Origin of the sequence: Methylophaga sp., assembly GCF_009711715.1 — a bacterium.
GTDB lineage: Bacteria > Pseudomonadota > Gammaproteobacteria > Nitrosococcales > Methylophagaceae > Methylophaga.
The window spans coordinates 1-19,725 of record NZ_VENF01000016.1; the positions used below are offsets into that span (position 1 = coordinate 1).

Here is a 19,725-nt window from a genome sequence, read left to right on the forward strand (position 1 = left end):
GCTGCTTTTTTTTTTTTGTTAGTTAAGTGTTTATTTTTGCCGTCAGAACTTTTACCATAAATGTGAATCATTCGTATTTGAATAGTCTGAAACAGGGATGAAATTTGGGTAAAAAAGCACACATTCTGATCATTGAAGACGACACTAAACTGAGCGACCAGTTGAAACAGTTGTTAGAGGCGGCGGAGTTCGACATCAGCCAGTCTTTCAATGGCGAGCATGGATTACTGATGGCGATGAAAGCGCAGTTTGACTTGATATTGCTCGATGTGGCGTTACCTGAAAAAGATGGGTATGCCGTGCTGAAAACATTGCGACAAAGCCGGACCACACCCGTGATGATGCTGACCGCGCATGGAGCAGAAGAGGAGCGAATTACCGGCTTGCGTAATGGGGCCGATGATTATCTGCCAAAACCTTTCAATCTGACCGAGCTGTTACTTCGCATAGAAGCTATTCTCCGCCGCTCGCTTCCACAGACCAAGTCGGAATCCAGCCTGACAAGACTGACACGAGCCGGTCTGGAAATTGACAGAAATAAACTACAGGTCAGCTTTGATGGCAAACAGCTGACATTTACCCCGATTCAGTTCAAATTGCTGTGGACGCTGATGCAGCATCCGGAGCAAACAATCAGTAAACCGGCTTTATATCAGCTGGTGCTGGAACGTGAATTCAGTCGCTATGATCGCAGCCTCGACATGCATATGAGTCGGGTGCGGCGGAAACTGACTGCGGCAGGCATGCCGGCCGACCGGTTGCAAACCGTGCACGGCACTGGCTATAAGTTGCTATGAAGCGTCGACTTCTCTGGAAGCTCAGCGCAATTATCGTAGCTGGCACGGTCCTGCTGTTCTGGCTGATCCACATGCTTGTTAACAAGACTGAGCAGCGTATGAGCTTTATTGATGAAGTGCATCAGCAAACCTTGTATGACTACGCAGCTAAAGCAGAACAGCTGTATCTGGACGATGACGAGGCCGGGCTTGAGGAGTGGCTACAGACAATTCGTGACAGAGAAAACACCTGGGTAGCCGTGGTACAGCCAGAGCTGCAGCCGATTGCTGGCAGCGAACTGTCGCAGGAATTCAAACAACGGTTCCGCCTGGGACGCAGTATTGACTGGAAAATCCATCTCTATTTCAAAGCCAACCCAGTCATGGATGTTATTTTTGCCGATGGGCGCACCCATTTCTTAATTACTTTGCCGCAACGGATGCGTCCCGGTACCTACTGGCTGGAAACCAACCTGCTGCTGCAGATTGCCCTGCCGATGCTGTTGATGGCGATAATCAGCATTATCATTTACCGTCATGTGATGTCACCGCTCAGGCAACTCGAACGTGCTGCCCAGCAGTTCAGTCAGGGGAATTTTGATGTCCGCGTCAGAAACAGTCTTGGCACGCGAAATGACGAAATCACTGCGCTGGCCGACACCTTTGATGGCATGGCTGAGCGGATTGGTAATCTTATTCAGACTCAGCGTCACCTCACTTCGGATTTATCGCATGAACTGCGAACCCCACTGACGCGGATTGAGCTGGCGCTTGACTGGGCCGAACAGCATTCACCGGATAGCGAACCTTTGAGACGGATCAGGGAAGAATGTGAGCAGATGCGGCATTTGGTCGAGGATACGCTCAGCTTGGCCTGGCTGGAGAACGAACGGCCCCAGTTACTGACTGAAGAACTGGATCTGACGGATCTGATCGACAGTATTGTAGATGATGCCCGTTTTGAATTTCCTGAACACAGCATTGAACTCAAACTGCCTGAACAGGCACCGCTGACAGAGAGCAGTGATCGGGCACTGGGTCATGCGATCGAAAATATTATTCGTAATGCCCTTACTCATACCCCTGAAGGCGGCACAGTGACAGTGAGCCTTCGATCTGTTGACCAACAGTATCAGCTTGATATTGATGATGAAGGTCCGGGCATTGCAGCCAAATATCTGCAGGATATTTTCAAATCTTTTTTTCGGCTTGGCCGTAGCAGTCGGCAGCTGTATCAGGGCTTTGGTATCGGTCTATCGCTTGCCAAGCGTCAGGTTGAAGCGGTGGGAGGTAAGCTGACAGCCACGAATCTTGATACAAAGGGGCTGAGAATGACTATCCGCTTACCAGCACCTGTGCCCGCCAAGTAGAAATCACAATCTTGTAACAATTGTAAAAGTCATTTCATTTCAATTGCATGCTGATTAGAATGCGATCTTGTTTTATTTGATAATGATTATTATTAACGAGGTCGTTGTGAGTAAGAACTTGAATCCTATCAGTCGTCCGACTGTACTCTCTATTGCACTTATGTCAGCCATTGCATCACAGCCAGCCATGGCAGAGCCGGTCCAGCTGGAGACTGTTCAGGTCACCGGTAATACGATTACACCAGAATTAAACAGTGTTGATGCAGAACAGATTGAAAAGCTGCAGGCGAATGATCTGGAAGACCTGTTCAGCCAATCACCGGAAGTGACCGTAGGTGGTGGCCCCGATGTGGCGCAGAAGCTCTATATCCGCGGTCTGGAAGACCAACTTCTGAACATTACTATTGATGGTGCTCAGCAATCCACTCGCCAGTTTCACCACGCCGGTCGCATCAGTATTGAGCCTGAATTGTTGAAACGGGTTGAGGTCAATGCCGGTGCCGGGAATGCCTTGTCAGGCCCTGGTGCATTGGGTGGATCAGTGAAGTTTGTCACCAAAGACCCGGAAGATATGCTGAAACCGGGTGAAAAATTCGGTGGCCTGGTCAAGGGCATGTTTTCTAGTAATACCGATTCGTTCAAAACCAATACCACACTGTTTGGTCGCCTGAGCGATGACTGGAGTGCTATGGTCTCCGCGACGAATTACAACCCGGATGAATACGAAGATGGCGATGGTAATGAAGTAGCAGGAACAAAGTTTGATCAGGATTTTCTGTTTGCCAAAGTCGTTGGTCGTCTTAGCGATAGCCAGACAGTACGTTTGAGCTATGAAAAACGTGAAGATCAGGGGGAGAGAACACAACGTCCACAGTGGATTGTGAGTTCATGGAATCCGCTGTACCCACTGGATATTGAGCGTGAAACGGTAACCCTGAATTACGAGTTGAATCCACTTGATAATCAATATCTGGATATGGCCCTGACTCTGTATAACACAGAAACCCAGCTGTTCCAGAATGGCCGGTTCGGTCCTTACTATGGAGTCGGTGAGAGCAAAGGCTTTGATCTGCGTAATACCTCTATCCTGGGCATACATAAAGTGACCTACGGTATCGACTACCGTGAAGATGAGACGGTCGCCGGGGGCGATGCCTATGGTGATAAATCAGCGTTTAGCGACGAATCCGAGGTGAGAGGCATCTATATTCAAGACGATATGCAGCTTACTGATGCCTTGTTGCTCAGTGCTGGTCTGCGTTACGACGACTATGATCTGGAAACCCAGTTTGGCGATAACGACTTTGATGAAGATGAAGTCAGCCCAAATATTGGTATTAACTATCACTTCACGGATAACTGGAGCGCCTTTGCTTCTTATGCAGAGGCTTTTAAGGGACCACAGGCACAGGATGCATTCAAAATTGACTTCGTTGCCAATGATCCTAACCTGAAGCCTGAAGATGCACAGAACGCCGAATTTGGTGTGGCTTATGAATCAACAAGCTGGTTTGGATCAGCCAAGGTGTACAGAAGTGAAATTGAAGATGTCGTGGCTGATCCTGCCGGTGGCCCACGTCTGTTTGAAAATATTGGTGATCTGGAATCAGACGGCGTCATTCTGGAACTGGGGCGCCGGTGGGATAATATTCTGGCCCGAGTCAGCTATCACTACAACGACGCCGAAGTGGACGGCTTGGAAGCGAATGGCTTCGACCATAATGGCATTGCCAACCTGATCCAGGATACCTTCATAGCCCAACTTGACTATCAACTGAACTCCCAATGGAACTTTGGCTGGAATGCTCGTTTTGTTAAAGGCAACGACAATATCGAGACCAGTGCCGGTGAAATCGACAAGCCTGGCTACGGTGTACACGATTTCTATGCCCAGTGGCTACCATCAGCATCGGAAGATATTCGTCTGACCTTGACAGTCAGAAACGTGTTTGACAAAAACTACCTGGATCACGCCAGTGTCGGTGACTTCGAGCATATTGCAGGTTATGAAGGGGTCAGAGGCTTCAATGAACCGGGCCGTGACATTCGCCTGAGCGTAGCATGGCAGTTCTAGGCTGCTGATATTCAGATTATAGTCAGACTGAGCAAGCCAGGTACTTAGTGCCTGGCTTGTTTAGTTTTTGAGAAAGCACAGTTACTTCAAATGAGGCAAATTAAAGACTTTATTTCACAATAAGTCGAGCAGGGCGATGATGCCAGAATAGGCTGGCTGCCAGGGCAAAGGTCAGCCATTCAGCGATTGGCAGGGCGATAAGAAACTGCGGTGATGATAGTAGCGAGCTAAATATCCATAGCAGCCCCACCGGAAAAAACAGACCACGGGACAGAGCAATCAGCATCGACGGTCTGGGTTTTTGCATCGCTGTCAGATAAATCGACAGAATCACGTTCAGCCCGTTGATCAGAAACAGCGGCCAGACCAGCCCGATAAATGCTACCGATAACTGCCGGGTTGAAGTAGAGCTATCATCCAGAAATAATCCCGTCAGCCATTGCGGTGACAGCAGCAATAACAGTGCAAGCATCAGACTGATGGACATCACCATGCCCGATGCGGTGGCGACAAACTGCAATATGCGTTGCGGATTGCCGGCCCCGTGGTTGTGACTGATCAACAGATGCAGTGCATCTGCAATGCCGTAGTAGAGCATCAGGCTGACAAAAATCAGGTAATTAATGACGGCGAACGCGGCGATACCGTTGACATCCAGCTGCATTACCAGTGTCCAGTTCAGGACCAGGATAACCAGTCCACCGGAGATTTCGTTAATACATTCAGATAATCCATTAAAGCTGATGCTTTTCAACTCAGCCCATTGAGTAGGCCAGGCCCAATGCAACAGGCGGTGCTGGCGGGCGAAGAAGCTCAGCAGAATGATGAGTTGGATACCCTGTGCAATTGCCGTAGCCCAGGCGGCCCCGACCAGGCCCATTTCAAAATGAATAATAAACAATGCATCCAGTGCGATATTCATTAGCGCGCCGGTGACCAGTGCCGTCGTGGCAAGACGCTGACCATTGTCCTGGCGCACGAAATAATACAGCACCATAGTAAAAATCTGCACTACCAGCACACAGCTGATGATATGGAAATAGGGCATTATCAGTGACATCAGACTGTCAGGCGTGCCGAGCCAACCGAGCAGCGTTTGATCCAGCCACCACGACAGCAGCATAAAGCTGATGCCGACGATCAGTACCGCCACCAGACATTTGCTGAGCACCGCAGAAGCCCGCTCATTTTGAGCGCGGCCGAGAAAATGACCGCAGCGGACCGCGCCACCGATGGCAATCATCAGGGCCAGGCCGAAAACCAGTGACAAATACGGAATCAGCAGGTTGATGGCGGCGAGGCCGTCGCTGCTGACAAAGTGGCCGACAAAGATGCCATCAACAATACTGGCAGTGGTGATCGCCAGCAGTCCCAGGATGGAGGGCAGTGCAAAGCGCAGGAAAGTCATGACGACCGGACCAGACAGAATCAGCGTATTGGGAGAGAGTGAAGACATGAACAGGCCCGGCTTGATGTCACGAAGTCGCTTAGGCTAATTATTCTCATTTGATTCAGCAAGGTTTTTCCAGCAATAAGCGGGAAAAGTGGAATGGATCATGATCGTTTTGTCACTGTTAAGTGCGTATAATAACGGGTCATTTGCTTAATTCGTGACCCGAAGCCGATGATGGTCAGTGAATAAAGAGCAGTGCTGGCCTGCTCATCATGGGCAGTTGAGGTCACCCACAAAAACATAACTGAATGAATAATATACGTAACTTTTCTATTATCGCCCATATCGACCACGGCAAATCCACCATTGCGGATCGCTTTATTCAGATCTGTGGTGGTCTCACCAACCGTGAAATGCAGCAGCAAGTGCTGGATTCGATGGATATTGAGCGTGAACGCGGCATTACCATCAAGGCACAGAGCGTGTCACTGGAATATAAAGCCCGTGACGGAGAGACGTATCAGCTGAACTTTATCGACACGCCCGGTCACGTCGACTTTTCCTATGAAGTCTCGCGTTCACTGGCCGCCTGTGAAGGAGCTTTGCTGGTGGTCGATGCGGCCCAGGGCGTGGAAGCACAGAGCGTTGCCAACTGCTACACCGCCATCGATCTGGGGCTGGAAGTGTTACCGGTGCTCAATAAAATCGACTTGCCCTCAGCAGAGCCCGACCGTGTTGCCCAGGAAATCGAAGATATTATCGGCGTTGATGCCATGTCTGCGGTCCGCTGCAGTGCCAAAACCGGCCTGGGCATTGAAGACGTGCTGGAAGAACTCGTCGCTAAAGTGCCACCTCCACAAGGGAACCCTGATGGCCCCCTGAAAGCGCTGATTATTGATTCCTGGTTTGACAGCTATGTCGGTGTTATCTCGCTGGTTCGCATTGTCGATGGCAGCCTGAAAACCAAGGATAAAATCCGGGTGATGTCGACCGGTCAGGAATATCAGGTCGATCAGGTCGGTACTTTCACACCGAAGCGCACTCCTTGTCAGGTGTTGGATTGCGGTGACGTCGGTTATGTCATTTCCGGGGTCAAGGAGATTGACGGGGCGCCGGTCGGTGACACTCTGACGCAGGCCCATCATGGTGCCGATAAAATGCTGCCTGGCTTTAAGGAAGTCACACCGCAGGTCTACGCCGGCATTTTCCCGGTCAGCAGTGACGACTACGAGAATTTCCGTGAAGCACTGGCCAAGCTGCGTCTGAATGACGCCTCCCTGTTTTATGAACCGGAAACTTCGCAAGCACTGGGCTTTGGTTTCCGCTGTGGCTTCCTGGGCCTGCTGCATATGGAAATCATCCAGGAACGACTGGAGCGGGAATACGATCTGGACCTGATCACCACCGCACCGACAGTCGTTTTTGAAGTCCTGAAGAAAAATGGGGACGTGGTCAAAGTCGAGAATCCGGCTTCATTGCCTGATGTCGGCAGTATTGATGAAATCCGGGAACCCATTGTAGCTGCTGATATCCTGGTGCCCCAGGAACATCTCGGTGCTGTCATTACCCTTTGCGTGGAAAAACGCGGGGTACAGAAACACATGCAGTATATGGGCAAACAGGTCGCCTTAAGCTACGAACTGCCAATGAACGAAGTTGTGATTGATTTTTTTGATCGCATTAAATCGGTCAGCCGCGGCTATGCTTCACTGGATTATCATTTCATCCGCTTTCAACCTGCGGATCTGGTTAAGCTCGATATTCTCATCAACAGTGAAAAAGTGGATGCTTTGTCGCTGATTGTGCATAAAGATACCAGTGTCAGCCGTGGGCGCCTGCTGGTGGAGAAAATGAAAGAACTGATCCCCCGGCAGATGTTCGATGTGGCGATTCAGGCCGCCATCGGCGGTCATATTATCGCCCGTTCCACAGTTAAGGCGATGCGTAAAAATGTATTGGCGAAGTGCTATGGCGGTGACGTGTCACGTAAACGCAAGTTGCTTGAAAAGCAAAAAGCGGGTAAGAAACGGATGAAGTCTGTTGGCAAGGTAGATGTGCCGCAGGAGGCATTCCTGGCAGTGTTACAGCTGTCCAAGAATTCATAAAAGGAGCGTGGTTGAGTGAGTTTTCCGGCATTGATGGTGTTACTGGTGGCTGTGACCGGCCTCATTTGGTTAATCGACAGGTTGTTCTGGGCGCCAAAAAGAAACAAAGAAGAAGACGAACCCGTTGTGGTGGAATATGCCCGATCCTTCTTTCCGATCATTCTGCTGGTACTGGTAATCCGTTCTTTTATTGCAGAGCCTTTCCGTATTCCTTCCTCATCCATGCTGCCAACGCTGCATATCGGTGATTTCATCCTGGTGAACAAATTCTCCTATGGTATCCGTCTGCCGGTTCTGCACACCAAACTGTTTGACACAGGTGAACCGGAGCGGGGCGATGTAGTTGTATTCCGCTATCCGAAAAAGCCGGAAGATCAGGATAAGCCGGATATCGACTATATCAAACGTGTGGTCGGTTTACCGGGCGACACCGTGGGCTATTTTGACAAGATGGTTTACATCAACGGTGAGCCGGTCGGTCAGGAATTACTTGAGCCGACCAATATCGTTTTACCCAGTTATACCGAATTACGTTTTGAGCATCTGGGCGAAGAAGGGCATATGATTCTGGTGGATACCGATAAGCGGCCGCTGGAAGGAGAAATGGTCGTTCCAGAAGGGCATTATTTCGTCATGGGGGATAATCGTGATAATAGTAATGACAGTCGTTACTGGGGCACCGTGCCGGAAGAGAACCTGGTCGGTAAAGCGTTCTTGATCTGGATGAGTTGGGACTGGAATGCCGGTGGTATTATCTGGAACCGCATCGGCCAGTCAATCAATTAAGGGGATAATCATGAAAAATCAACGTGGAATGACTTTGATTGGCTGGGTGATCGTGCTGGCACTTATTGCTTTTTTTGCCACGCTGGTGATGCGTCTGTTGCCAATGTACCAGGAGTACTATGGTGTGCTGCAGATCATGGAATCAATGGAAAACGAACTCAAAAATAACAATCTGAGTAAAAATCAGGTAGAGCTTCTACTCTACAAAAAGTTTGATACAGGTTATATAAAAAGCGTTGATAGGGAAGATATTGAAATTCTTCGTGGCAAAAATACGGCCTATATCACCAAAATCGTGATCGATTATGAAGTCAGAAAACCCTTTATCGCGCATATTGACCTCATCGGCCACTTCAAAGAAGAAATTGATATAGAGCCCAAGCGACAATGATGACCCAGCGGCAAAAAGCCCTGTGCAAACAGCTACAAATTGAATTCAAGGATACCGCCTTACTGCTTCAGGCACTGACTCATCGCAGCGCCGATCCCAAAAACAATGAGCGCCTGGAATACCTGGGTGACGCGATTCTGAGCTTTGTGATCGCAGAAGAGCTGTTCAATCGCTTTCCGCAAGTGAAGGAAGGCAAGCTCAGCCGACTGCGCGCCTCGCTTGTCAAAGGCGAAACGCTGGCTGAAATTGCCCGCGAACTGAAAATCGGAGAAGTGCTGATTCTGGGACCGGGTGAACTCAAAAGCGGCGGTTTCCGGCGCGAATCGATTCTGGCCGATGCGGTGGAAGCGGTTATTGGCAGTCTTTATCTGGACCAGGGGCTGGAAGTGGTCAAAGCCCTGATTCTCCGGCTTTATGATGAAAGACTTGACAGCATTGATGTCACTGAAACCGTCAAAGATCCTAAAACACGCTTGCAGGAACTGCTGCAGAGCCGCAAGCAACCTTTACCGATCTACAGCGTCCGTGAAATCAAGGGGGAAAACAAGCAGCCGGTATTTGAGGCCGCCTGCCAGGTGACCCTGCTGGATAAAGTCGTGATGGCGCAGGGTAGCAGCCACCGCAAAGCCGAAAAAAAAGCCGCTGAACGCGCCCTGACTCTGATAGAAAGTTCAATATGACTGAAACCCCATTCCGTTCCGGCTATGTCGCCATAATAGGCCGGCCCAATGTCGGTAAATCGACCCTGATTAACCGTGTATTAGGGCAGAAGCTCTGTATCACCTCGCGCCGGCCACAAACCACCCGGCATCGTATTCTGGGGATCAAAACCACAGAGCAGGGTCAGTTCATTTATGTCGACACGCCGGGGCTGCACAGTGACAACAAAAAAGCGATGAACCGCTATATGAATCGCGCAGCAGCTTCATCGATCGAAGATGTCGATGTCATTCTGTTTGTGGTGGAAGGGCTGAAATGGACCGATGAAGACAAAAAGGTCCTCAAACGTCTGCAGCAGGACGCCCGCGCCCCGGTCATTCTGGTGCTGAACAAAGCTGATAAGCTGAGTGATAAGGGTGCCTTACTGCCGCAAATGCAGGAACTGTCAGCACAATATGACTTTGCCGCGGTGGTACCTATTTCCGCCCGCAAAGGGATGAATACGGATGTGCTGGAACAGGAAATAGCCAAGCTGATGCCTGAAGGTGAAATGATTTATGACGAGGACCAGCTGACTGACCGCAGCTCCCGTTTTCTCGCTGCTGAAATCGTACGTGAAAAACTGTTTCGCTACCTGGGTAAAGAGTTGCCGTATTCCCTGACCGTGGAGGTGGAGCTGTTTGAAGAAGCTGACAACATGTTCCGCATCAGCGCCGTAGTCTATGTCGAACGCAGTGGTCAGAAATCGATTGTTATCGGTAAAAATGGTGAGCAGCTCAAACTCATCGGCCGCGAAGCCAGGCTGGAAATGGAACAGTTGTTTGGTTGCAAGGTTTATCTGCAACTCTGGGTCAAGGTTCGTGAGGGCTGGTCGGATAATGAGCGTATGCTCAAGAATCTCGGCTATAAAGACGATCTCTAAAGTCTCAACGTGGAACTGACTGCCGCCTTTGTTCTCCACCACCGGCCTTATCGAGAAACCAGTCTGCTGGTCGATGTACTGAGCCGTGATCACGGTCGTGTCAGCCTGGTCGCCCGCGGGCAGCGCCAGCAATCCAAACGTCGCCGCAATGTGATGCAGCTGTTCCAACCCCTGTGGCTGAGCTGGTATGGTCAGGGGGAACTGGTGACATTGAGTCAGGTGGAAGTGTCTGATGCTGCTTATCGCCTGCTGGGGAATGCGAGTTTATGTGGGCTGTACATGAATGAGCTGCTTTACAGGCTACTGCCGCTGCAAGAACCGGAAACCGACTTGTTTGATACCTATCAGCGGACACTTGAACAACTACAGAATAACAGCCATCAGCAGCAGGTCACTTTACGTTTATTTGAAAAGGCTTTACTCAGTGAACTGGGCTATGGCCTGCAACTCGACATCGAGGTCGACAGTGGCCAGCCGCTGCAGGATGAGTTGAACTATCTGTATCAACCCGACAGTGGTCCACATCTGTATCAAGCTGGCAGTGGCAATGCCAGTATTGTGTCGGGCAGAAGTCTACGCCACCTGCGTGAAGGGCAGGGGTTTGATGAGATCAGTCTGAAACAGATTAAAACCCTGATGCGGACAGTGATAAATTATTATCTGGGCGGGCGGCCTCTGCACAGCCGTCAGTTGTTCGCTGGCCTCAAACAGTTTAATAGCAAATAAAAACGGAGCTCCATGTCCATTTATCTAGGCGTTAATATCGACCATATCGCGACCCTCCGCCAGGCGCGCGGTACACGTTATCCGGATCCGATCCAGGCCGCGATTGAAGCTGAGCAGGCCGGTGCCGACAGCATTACCCTGCATCTGCGCGAAGACCGCCGTCATATCCAGGAGCGTGATGTGGCGATGCTGTCTGATATTCTGCAGACCAAGATGAACCTCGAAATGGCCGTCACTGAAGAAATGCTTGAGATGGCAGAAAAATACCGTCCCGCTGATTGCTGCCTGGTGCCGGAAAAACGCGAAGAATTGACTACGGAGGGCGGACTTGATGTTGCCGGTCAATTCGATCGAATCAAACAGGCTTGTGACAGACTGGCTGCGGCGAAGGTACGGGTATCGTTGTTTATCGACCCTGAGATCAGCCAGATTGAAGCGGCACTGGCCTGCGGCGCACCGGTGGTAGAGCTGCATACCGGCCGCTACGCCGATGCCGAGAATGACAGTGACATGGCCAGAGAACTGGCGATTATTACAGAAGCTGCAGAGCAGGCGTATGCCCATGGTTTACAGGTTAATGCCGGTCATGGCCTGCATTATCACAACACCCAGGCGATTGCCGCGATTCCGCAACTGGTTGAGCTTAATATCGGCCATGCGATTGTGGCCCGCTCGGTCTTCACCGGCTTTAAAGCCGCTGTGCGTGATATGAAACAGCTGATGCAGGAAGCCCGTCGCGGATGATAGTCGGCATCGGTACCGATCTGGTTCATATCCCGCGCATGCAGAGCCTGCTGGATAAGCATGGCGAGCGCATTGCTGAGCGGATTTTGAGCGAGTCGGAGTTTGCCGAGTTTAAATTACAGATCAAACCGGCAGCATTTCTGGCCAAGCGTTTTGCGGCTAAGGAAGCGACTGCCAAAGCCTTGGGTACCGGGTTCCGTGATGGGCTCAGTCTGCGCCATATCGTGGTTCGTAATAATGCCTTGGGCAAACCGGAATTAAGCTTTGAAGCGGCCGGTCAGACTATTATGGCAGCGCATCACATCGGCCAGGCCTTGCTGAGTTTAAGTGATGATCATGAATATGCCAGTGCGTACGTCATTTTAATGGAAGTGACCTGATGACCGCTTTTCCAACGATTGAATCTTTTATCGGCCATACCCCACTGGTCCGGCTGCAACGTCTGCCGGGTGAGACCAGTAATACCCTCCTGCTTAAACTGGAAGGGAATAATCCGGCCGGTTCGGTGAAGGATCGGCCGGTCGACAGTATGATTCGTCAGGCGCAGCAGCGTGGTGATATTCAGCCCGGCGATACGCTGATTGAAGCGACCAGTGGCAATACCGGTATTGCGCTGGCGATGGTGGCTGCGATTCTGGGCTATCACATGGTTTTGATTATGCCTGAAAACAGCAGCAGTGAAAGGCGGGCAACCATGCGAGCCTATGGTGCCGAGATTATTCTCACTGATGGGATGGAGTCAGCCCGTGATCTGGCACTGGAACTGTCCAAAGCGGGTAAAGGCAAAGTGCTTAATCAATTTGCCAACTTCGACAATCCACTGGCGCATTATCAGGGTACCGGACCTGAAATCTGGCATGATACCCACGGCAAAGTTACCCACTTTGTCAGTTCTATGGGCACCACCGGTACGATTATGGGGGTGTCACGCTATCTCAAGGAACAAAACCCAGCTGTTCAGATTATCGGTGTGCAACCGGCTGAAGGAGCCAGCATTCCCGGTATCCGACGCTGGCCGCAAGCTTACCTGCCGGATATTTTCGAACCAGCACGTGTCGATGAAACCCTGGATGTCAGTCAGGAAGAGGCCGAACATACCATGCGTGAACTGGCCCGTCAGGAAGGCATTTTTGCCGGCGTTTCCTCCGGTGGCGCGCTGGCAGTGGCTTTAAGGCTATCAAGGCAGCTGGAAAATGCGGTCATCGTCAGTATTGCCTGTGACCGTGGCGACCGTTACCTGTCAACCGGGGTCTTCCCGGTCTGAGTTATGCGATGTCCTGCGGCATGGACAGCCTGGATTTGCTGCCTGTTGCTGTGGCATCCGCCCTTGTATGCGATTGACAGTATTCGTCTGCAGGCCGGTCATTGGACTTTTGATAACACCACAGCGAAGCAGTTTTCTCTCTCAGTCGACTTAACTGAACAGGGTCTGCAACTCTCCGCAGCTGCCGAAAAGCTGGATTTGCCGGCACCGATAGGCAGTCTGCACAATCTGCAACTGGCCTGTAGTTCTTTCAAACTCAATGCCGGTCGCTGGCAATGTGAATCAGGCACGGCGGCTTTCAGGCATCAGCAACTGGGCGAGCAGGATTTCCGTTTCAGTATCAAAGCCGGAACGGACAAGAATGACTATCAGTTGACCCTCAACGGTCTGAAGCTGGCTGAATCCCGGATTAGTCTGGAGGCAGATGTCACTGATTCAGCCTGGACAGTCTCGGTGTCAGCAGACCGTGTCTCCCTTACGGCACTCAGGGACTTCCTACCCCTTATGCTCAGCGAGTCTCAACTGGCCTTAGTGGCAGACTGGGATTATCAGGGGCAGGTTAAACTTGAAGGTCGTTTTGAAGGCAAAGCAGGGCAGTTACAGGCATTTTCGCTGAACTGGCAGGCCAGTGATTTGAGTTTCAGTAATGTCAGCGGCACCCAGGTTGCTGAAAGCGTCGCCTTGAATGGGCAGACCAATGGTCGCTTGCAGCAGGCGCAATGGCACTGGCAACTGGAGCTAGGGAGCAATAAGGGCCAGGCTTATAGTGAACCGATATTTCTGGATCTTAAGCAGTATCCTCTTTCGTTGACTGCGAGCGGTCAGCTGGCAACTGATTTCAAATCGTTTAAGGTTGAGCAGGCCCGGCTTGAACAGGGCCAGGTGTTGGCGGCAAATGCCACGCTTAATTGGCAAAACCAACAAATACAATCTCTGCATATCGTGACCGGACCGGCTGACTTATCAAAGCTTTATCCCATCTGGCTGCAACCGTTCGTTGCCGGTAGTGCTGCTGCCAAGCTCGAAACCTCGGGCAGACTCAGTATGACATTTGACTGGCAACAATCTGATTACCAGTTATTGCTCGACTTTAACGAAGCCATGCTCAGTGACAAAGAAGGGCGCTATAGCTTGCAGAATCTGAACGGTCAGTTGGGCTGGAGCCAGACCGATCAGTCATTGAATAGCAGCCTGGCGTGGCGATCAGCAAAACTGTTTGAAATCGAATTGGGGGCGGCCGCTATCCAGGCTCACAGTGCCAATAATCGTCTGGTACTCGATGAATCGCTGCGACTGCCGGTGCTGGATGGTTCGCTTGAGATCAGTAATTTCAGTCTTGATAATCAATCCGGCCGGTTGCAGTGGCAGTTTGCGGGTCTGCTCACCCCGATTTCGATGCAGAGGCTGACCTCGGCGCTAGACTGGCCACCGCTCGAGGGTAAGCTGTCGGGTGTCATTCCCACGGTCACCTATCAGGATGAAGAAATGAAGATTGACGGTGCCCTTCAGGTCAAAGTCTTTGATGGCACAACAATAATACGGGATCTGCGTATGACTACGCCTTTCGGCAGACTGCCGCAGCTCTATGCCAATGTGGATATCCATAATCTGGATTTAGCCCTGCTCACCAATGCGTTTGACTTTGGTCGTATTACCGGCAAAATCGAAGGCCATGTTCACCATCTTCGTTTATCTAACTGGGAACCGGTCCGGTTTGATGCCAGGCTGGCGACCCCGCAAGAAAATCCGGGTAAGCGTCGTATCAGTCAGAGAGCAGTGGATAACCTGACTGAACTGGGTGGCGGGCCCACAGGTATGGTGTCGCGCAGTTTTCTTGGTTTTTTTGATGACTTTTCCTACCAGAAAATGGGCTTAAGTTGTGAGTTAGACAACGAAGTCTGTGAAATGGCGGGTATCGAAGAAGCAGAACAGGGCTATTATATTGTCAAAGGGGGAGGTGGACTGCCGCCGTGGATCAATGTGATTGGTTATAACCGTCGCGTAGACTGGTCTGAATTGATCGCACGACTGCTTGCCATTCGCGAAAGTCCCGGCCCGGTGATTGAGTAAAAGGAGAAAATGATGAAGTTATTTAAATGGCTGACAGGCACGGTATCAGGGCTGATGCTGGTCTCTTGTGTCACGATTAATATCTATTTTCCGGCTGCTGCTGCCGAGAAAGCGGCGGATCGGATTATTGAAGATGTCTGGGGACCGGGAACACGGCCTGGAGAAGGTACCGAGCCGGAGGCCGAGCCAGCACAGGAACAGTCATCAGCCATTGAAGCCGGGCACAGAAATATCGCTATTAATATGCTTAACTGGCTGATTTCTCCAGCCGCGGCGCAAGCCGATATCAATATCAATTCGCCGGCGATTAATGAGCTGAAAGCGGATATGAAAGAGCGACACAACCAGCTCGAGCCGTTCTATAACAGTGGTGGCATTGGCCTGACCGAAGATGGCCTTATCACGGTGCGTGATGCTAAAGCCATCCCGCTTAAAGATCGCAACAAGGTCAATGCGCTGGTTGCTGATGAGAATAAAGATCGTAAAGCGCTATATGCCGAAATCGCCCGCGCTAACGGTCATCCGGAATGGCAGGACGATATTCGCCAGACCTTTGCCAAACGCTGGATTAGCAATGCAGCCAAGGGCTGGTGGTATCAACAGGGCGGTAGCTGGAAGCAAAAATAAAAGCCTGTTTCCTTTATAATATTTTCTTTCTGGTCCAGTGGCGTGGCAACGCGTCACTGGACCTTTTAGTTTCGGCATAAAAGAGAGCAAGATGGCAAAACGCAGGCGCAGGCAAAAACTGCCTCAGGAGCCGGTGACGGCAACAATCGAATCTTTATCCCATGATGGCCGCGGCATTGCCCGCATTGAGGGCAAAACCGTATTCGTTGACGGTGCACTGGCCGGTGAGCAGGTGGATTTTCAGTATGCCCGACTGCATAAAAGCTACGATGAAGCCAGAACGCTGAGCGTACATCATGCCTCGTCGCAACGGGTTGAGCCCAAATGTCGTCATTTTGGTGTCTGCGGTGGTTGTAGCCTGATGCACATGGCGCCGGAAGCACAGCTTGAACACAAACAGTCGACGCTGGCCGAGCATTTCGCCCATTTTGGTAATCTGACACCGGAAGCCTGGCTACCGCCGCTGACAGGGCCACTCTGGGGTTATCGTCGGAAAGCGCGCCTCGGTGTTAAATATGTCACCAAAAAAGAACAGGTTCTGGTCGGCTTTCGCGAAAAAGCCTCGCCGTTTGTTGCCCAGCTGGAACAATGCGAAGTACTGGACCCGCGAGTCGGTCTGCGCCTGGCTGAACTGGGCGAGATGATTGCAGGACTTGACGCTTATAATCGCATCGCCCAGATTGAAGTCGCGATGGATGATGATCATGTCGCTTTGGTATTCAGAAATCTCGATCCTTTATCTGATGCCGATATACAGACACTGATTGATTACGGTCAGGCACAGAACCTCTGGGTTTACCAGCAGCCGGGAGGTCCCGATACCATATCACCTTTATGGCCTGATAATCCGCAGCTCTCTTATGCCCCTGAGTCTGGCCTGACGTTGAATTTTGATCCCAGTGACTTTACCCAGGTCAATGCCGGCATCAATCACAAAATGATTCAGCGGGCGCTGGATTTACTGGATGTTCAGCCCGAGGATCGCATTCTGGATCTGTTCTGCGGACTGGGTAATTTCACCTTGCCGCTGGCACGCCGGGTATTCGAAGTGGTCGGCGTCGAGGGCGATGCGGCCCTGGTCGGCCATGCCCGCCGCAATGCCGGGCTGAATCAGCTGGATAACGCCGAGTTTGAGCTGGCTGATCTGACTCAAACCGAATTGAAAGACTACCCATGGGCCGCCAGAGGCTTTAACAAAATTCTGCTGGATCCGCCGCGCAGCGGGGCCTTTGAGGTGCTACATCAACTGGCTGATCTGGGGGCGGATAAACTGGTCTATGTGTCCTGTAACCCGGCCACGCTGGCGCGCGATGCCGGCGAACTGGTGAATCGTCATGGCTACAAAATGGAAGCAGCTGGGGTGATGGATATGTTTCCGCATACCAGCCATGTCGAATCCATCGCGGTGTTCAGTAAACAGGACTGATGGCGGAGCAGACACCGCTTAAAACGCAACTGGGGCCGGCTGCCGTGGAGCAACTGGCTGCTGCACTTAAATCCGTGTATCCGGACTTTGATGCGCAGGGTTTTATCAGCCAGGCTAATCATCATTTAGATGAGCTGGAACTCAAAGGCCGCGTCAGACATCTGATCGCCGTACTGGCAGCTCATTTGCCTTGCGGCTTTTGTGAAACAGCCCGGATCCTCGAGCAGGTGGCTGAAGCCTGGCCTGAGCAGCCACAGGGGCAGTGGAGTAGTTTCACTGCCTGGCCTTTGATTGATTATGTCAGTGTCTACGGGCTGGATTATCCGCAGCGTGCCTTTTCCTTGCTGGAAAAACTGACGCCGCTGTTCACCGCAGAATTTGCCATTCGGTCGTTTCTGAATCGGCATTTTGAGCTGACCCACCAACAGCTGTTGCAGTGGACCCGCCATGACAATGAGCATGTCAGACGACTGGCTTCGGAAGGTATCCGGCCACGGTTGCCATGGGCGCAGCAATTACCGGCTTTACGCAAAGATCCGACGCCAATCTGGCTAATTCTGGAAGCCCTGAAAACCGACCCGAGTCTCTATGTTCGCCGTTCGGTCGCCAATAACCTGAATGACATCAGTAAGGATCACCCCGAAGCGGTAATGATGCGCTGCCGTGAGTGGCAGCAATTACAGCACAAAAACACCGACTGGCTGATTAGTCATGGCCTGCGTACTCTGGTGAAAAGTGGCCGGGCGGAAGTTTATCCGCTGCTCGGTTTCAGCGATAAGCCGGTCATTACAGCGATCGGGCTGCAATTAAGCGAAACGCAGATAAAACTCGGTGATGCCTTGCGATTAACCCTCACGTTGACGACGCAAGAGTCCGAACGCTTGGTGGTTGACTACCGGATTGGATACCGGCGTGCAGATGGTCGTCTGGGCTGGAAAGTCTTTAAATGGAAAAATATTAGGACACAGGGCGGAGAGCCGCTGACTTTAACCAAAAGCCAGACATTTAAACCACTTTCAACCCGCCGTTATTATCCCGGGGAGCATCTGGTCGAATGTTTGATTAACGGCCAGATGGCAGCCCGGGCAGGTTTTCAATTATCCGTCTGACAGCTTAGGACATGATCAGGCCGTAAGCGACCAGCAGAATAAATGCGACTGACAGAATACAGATAAATTCGGCGAAGTGTTCACTGAAGAATTCTTCCAGTTTGTCCATAATGCACCTCCTTCATGGGTGGTTTGTCGATAAAACAGGCTTGAGTTGATTATCGAATGTGTCCAGGTGGTGAGCATTGATTTGGATCAATTATTAACAGCTTATTTGCAACTATGAAATTACGCCCATAAAAAAAGCCAGTCAAGTGACTGGCTTTTTCAGCGCTTCAAACAAGCGAATCAGGCGTTGTACAGGCCGAAAGCGACCAGACTCAACCAGAAAGCAGTGAAGCTAAGAATAATGTGGGGGAATTTTTCCACCAGCAGTTTATCGATTTTTTTCAACATGCTTTTGTCTCGTAGTTCATCAAGTTAAACAATTATTAATATTATTATCCGGGCAAAGATAGCAGTTCTTTTTCCGGAAAGCCAGCTTCAATTTCATCACTATTTTGTGTTTATCAGCGCTAAACGCAATGATATCAATGGATTTTAGCCGTAAAGCGAGGATTCGCGGTTTTCATCCGCTATTGCTTATCAATTAATAGAAAAAAACGCTTGCTGTCTTCCCTGTTGTTCTCTATATTTTCTCTTCTCACTATTTTCTCTTAAAAGGAAGAGATCATGCTGACTGAACGTGAACAAGATACGCTGGAATTTATTCGTGGTTACATCGCTGAACAGGGACGTTCACCGCTGGTCTCGGAAATCGCAGACGGGCTCGGCCTGCGTTCGCAGGGCACCACACACCGTTATATTCAGGCGCTGGTCGATGCCGGCCTGCTGGAACGCCATGTCGGCCGTACCCGCGGTCTGCGCCTGACAGAGCAGGCTGAGTTGCCTGAGACTGCGCCGCTGACCCTGCCGGTGATGGGCAAAATTGCGGCTGGTCGGCTTATCGAGGCGGTGGCCGACGAGTCTGAGATTGATCTGGGTGATATGTTTACCGGCAAAGGCCGTTTTGTGCTCAAGGTCAACGGCGATTCGATGATCGATAAAGCCATTATGTCGGGTGATTATGTCGTGGTGCAGTCGCAATCGACCGCCCGTCATAATGATATTGTCGTGGCACTGGTGGATGGCTTTGATGCCACCCTGAAAACGCTGTTGCTCAATGATGACGGCACCGTGACCCTGATGCCAGCTAATATTAACTACGAACCGGTGACCCTGCCGGCTTCCAGGGTCCGGATTCAGGGGGTCGTGGTCGGACAACTTCGCACCTATCCTTAAA

The 19,725-nt window shown here is 51.0% G+C and carries 18 protein-coding genes; 17 read left to right on the forward strand and 1 reads right to left on the reverse strand.

From position 1 onward, the window contains the following. Positions 1-104 precede the first annotated feature (104 nt). The 3 genes from FH755_RS11850 to FH755_RS11860 all read left to right on the forward strand — a co-directional run bounded on the left by FH755_RS11850 (position 105) and on the right by FH755_RS11860 (position 4,220). Positions 105-797 carry a response regulator transcription factor gene (locus FH755_RS11850; protein WP_292441330.1) on the forward strand — a complete coding sequence of 231 codons (693 nt, stop codon included), beginning with the start codon at positions 105-107 and terminating at the stop codon, positions 795-797. Continuing rightward, positions 794-2,146: a sensor histidine kinase gene (locus FH755_RS11855; protein WP_292441331.1), complete on the forward strand. Its 1,353-nt coding sequence runs from the start codon at positions 794-796 to the stop codon at positions 2,144-2,146. The genes FH755_RS11850 and FH755_RS11855 overlap by 4 nt, the downstream gene beginning before the upstream one ends. 187 nt (positions 2,147-2,333) lie before the next feature. Then, positions 2,334-4,220, forward strand: a complete 1,887-nt coding sequence (locus FH755_RS11860) for a TonB-dependent receptor (protein ID WP_292441332.1) — start codon at positions 2,334-2,336, stop codon at positions 4,218-4,220. Positions 4,221-4,329: 109 nt separating this feature from the next. Here FH755_RS11860 and FH755_RS11865 read toward each other — a convergent pair whose 3' ends face one another. Further along, entirely contained in the window at positions 4,330-5,676 is a 1,347-nt protein-coding gene (locus FH755_RS11865) for an MATE family efflux transporter (RefSeq protein ID WP_292441333.1), read from the reverse strand. Between the two features lie 245 nt (positions 5,677-5,921). Here FH755_RS11865 and lepA point away from each other — a divergent pair, with 245 nt between their 5' ends. From lepA to lexA, 14 genes are all read left to right on the forward strand, one after another. Continuing rightward, entirely contained in the window at positions 5,922-7,718 is a 1,797-nt protein-coding gene (lepA, locus tag FH755_RS11870; protein ID WP_292441334.1) for a translation elongation factor 4, read from the forward strand. A gap of 15 nt (positions 7,719-7,733) precedes the next feature. Beyond that, positions 7,734-8,504: a signal peptidase I gene (gene lepB / locus FH755_RS11875; protein ID WP_292441335.1), complete on the forward strand. Its 771-nt coding sequence runs from the start codon at positions 7,734-7,736 to the stop codon at positions 8,502-8,504. A 10-nt stretch (positions 8,505-8,514) separates the two neighbouring features. Continuing rightward, the gene (locus FH755_RS11880) at positions 8,515-8,895 is read left to right on the forward strand and encodes a DUF4845 domain-containing protein (RefSeq protein ID WP_292441336.1); all 381 of its coding nucleotides are present in this window, start codon (positions 8,515-8,517) and stop codon (positions 8,893-8,895) included. Further along, complete coding sequence (gene rnc / locus FH755_RS11885) at positions 8,892-9,575, forward strand: ribonuclease III (RefSeq protein WP_292441337.1); 684 nt, start codon at positions 8,892-8,894, stop codon at positions 9,573-9,575. Before FH755_RS11880 ends, rnc begins: the two co-directional genes overlap by 4 nt. Continuing rightward, positions 9,572-10,477: a GTPase Era gene (era, locus tag FH755_RS11890; RefSeq protein WP_292441338.1), complete on the forward strand. Its 906-nt coding sequence runs from the start codon at positions 9,572-9,574 to the stop codon at positions 10,475-10,477. The genes rnc and era overlap by 4 nt, the downstream gene beginning before the upstream one ends. A gap of 9 nt (positions 10,478-10,486) precedes the next feature. Continuing rightward, positions 10,487-11,203: a DNA repair protein RecO gene (gene recO, locus FH755_RS11895; RefSeq protein WP_292441339.1), complete on the forward strand. Its 717-nt coding sequence runs from the start codon at positions 10,487-10,489 to the stop codon at positions 11,201-11,203. 12 nt (positions 11,204-11,215) lie between these two features. Then, positions 11,216-11,947 carry a pyridoxine 5'-phosphate synthase gene (pdxJ, locus tag FH755_RS11900; RefSeq protein ID WP_292441340.1) on the forward strand — a complete coding sequence of 244 codons (732 nt, stop codon included), beginning with the start codon at positions 11,216-11,218 and terminating at the stop codon, positions 11,945-11,947. Further along, on the forward strand, positions 11,944-12,327 hold the full coding sequence (gene acpS / locus FH755_RS11905; protein WP_292441341.1) for a holo-ACP synthase: 384 nt from the start codon (positions 11,944-11,946) through the stop codon (positions 12,325-12,327). Before pdxJ ends, acpS begins: the two co-directional genes overlap by 4 nt. Continuing rightward, on the forward strand, positions 12,327-13,211 hold the full coding sequence (cysM, locus tag FH755_RS11910) for a cysteine synthase CysM (RefSeq protein WP_292441342.1): 885 nt from the start codon (positions 12,327-12,329) through the stop codon (positions 13,209-13,211). The genes acpS and cysM overlap by 1 nt, the downstream gene beginning before the upstream one ends. A 3-nt stretch (positions 13,212-13,214) precedes the next feature. Next, positions 13,215-15,281 carry a hypothetical protein gene (locus FH755_RS11915; protein ID WP_292441343.1) on the forward strand — a complete coding sequence of 689 codons (2,067 nt, stop codon included), beginning with the start codon at positions 13,215-13,217 and terminating at the stop codon, positions 15,279-15,281. A 12-nt stretch (positions 15,282-15,293) separates the two neighbouring features. Continuing rightward, positions 15,294-15,908 (forward strand): YdbL family protein, encoded by a 615-nt coding sequence (locus tag FH755_RS11920; RefSeq protein ID WP_292441344.1) that lies wholly within the window; start codon positions 15,294-15,296, stop codon positions 15,906-15,908. Positions 15,909-15,999: 91 nt separating this feature from the next. Next, positions 16,000-17,334, forward strand: a complete 1,335-nt coding sequence (gene rlmD, locus FH755_RS11925) for a 23S rRNA (uracil(1939)-C(5))-methyltransferase RlmD (RefSeq protein WP_292441345.1) — start codon at positions 16,000-16,002, stop codon at positions 17,332-17,334. Further along, a complete protein-coding gene (locus tag FH755_RS11930) occupies positions 17,334-18,443 on the forward strand; it encodes a DNA alkylation repair protein (RefSeq protein ID WP_292441346.1) in 1,110 nt (369 codons plus the stop codon). Before rlmD ends, FH755_RS11930 begins: the two co-directional genes overlap by 1 nt. Before the next feature lie 672 nt (positions 18,444-19,115). Beyond that, entirely contained in the window at positions 19,116-19,724 is a 609-nt protein-coding gene (lexA, locus tag FH755_RS11935; protein WP_292441347.1) for a transcriptional repressor LexA, read from the forward strand. The last annotated feature ends 1 nt before the right edge of the window (position 19,725 follow it).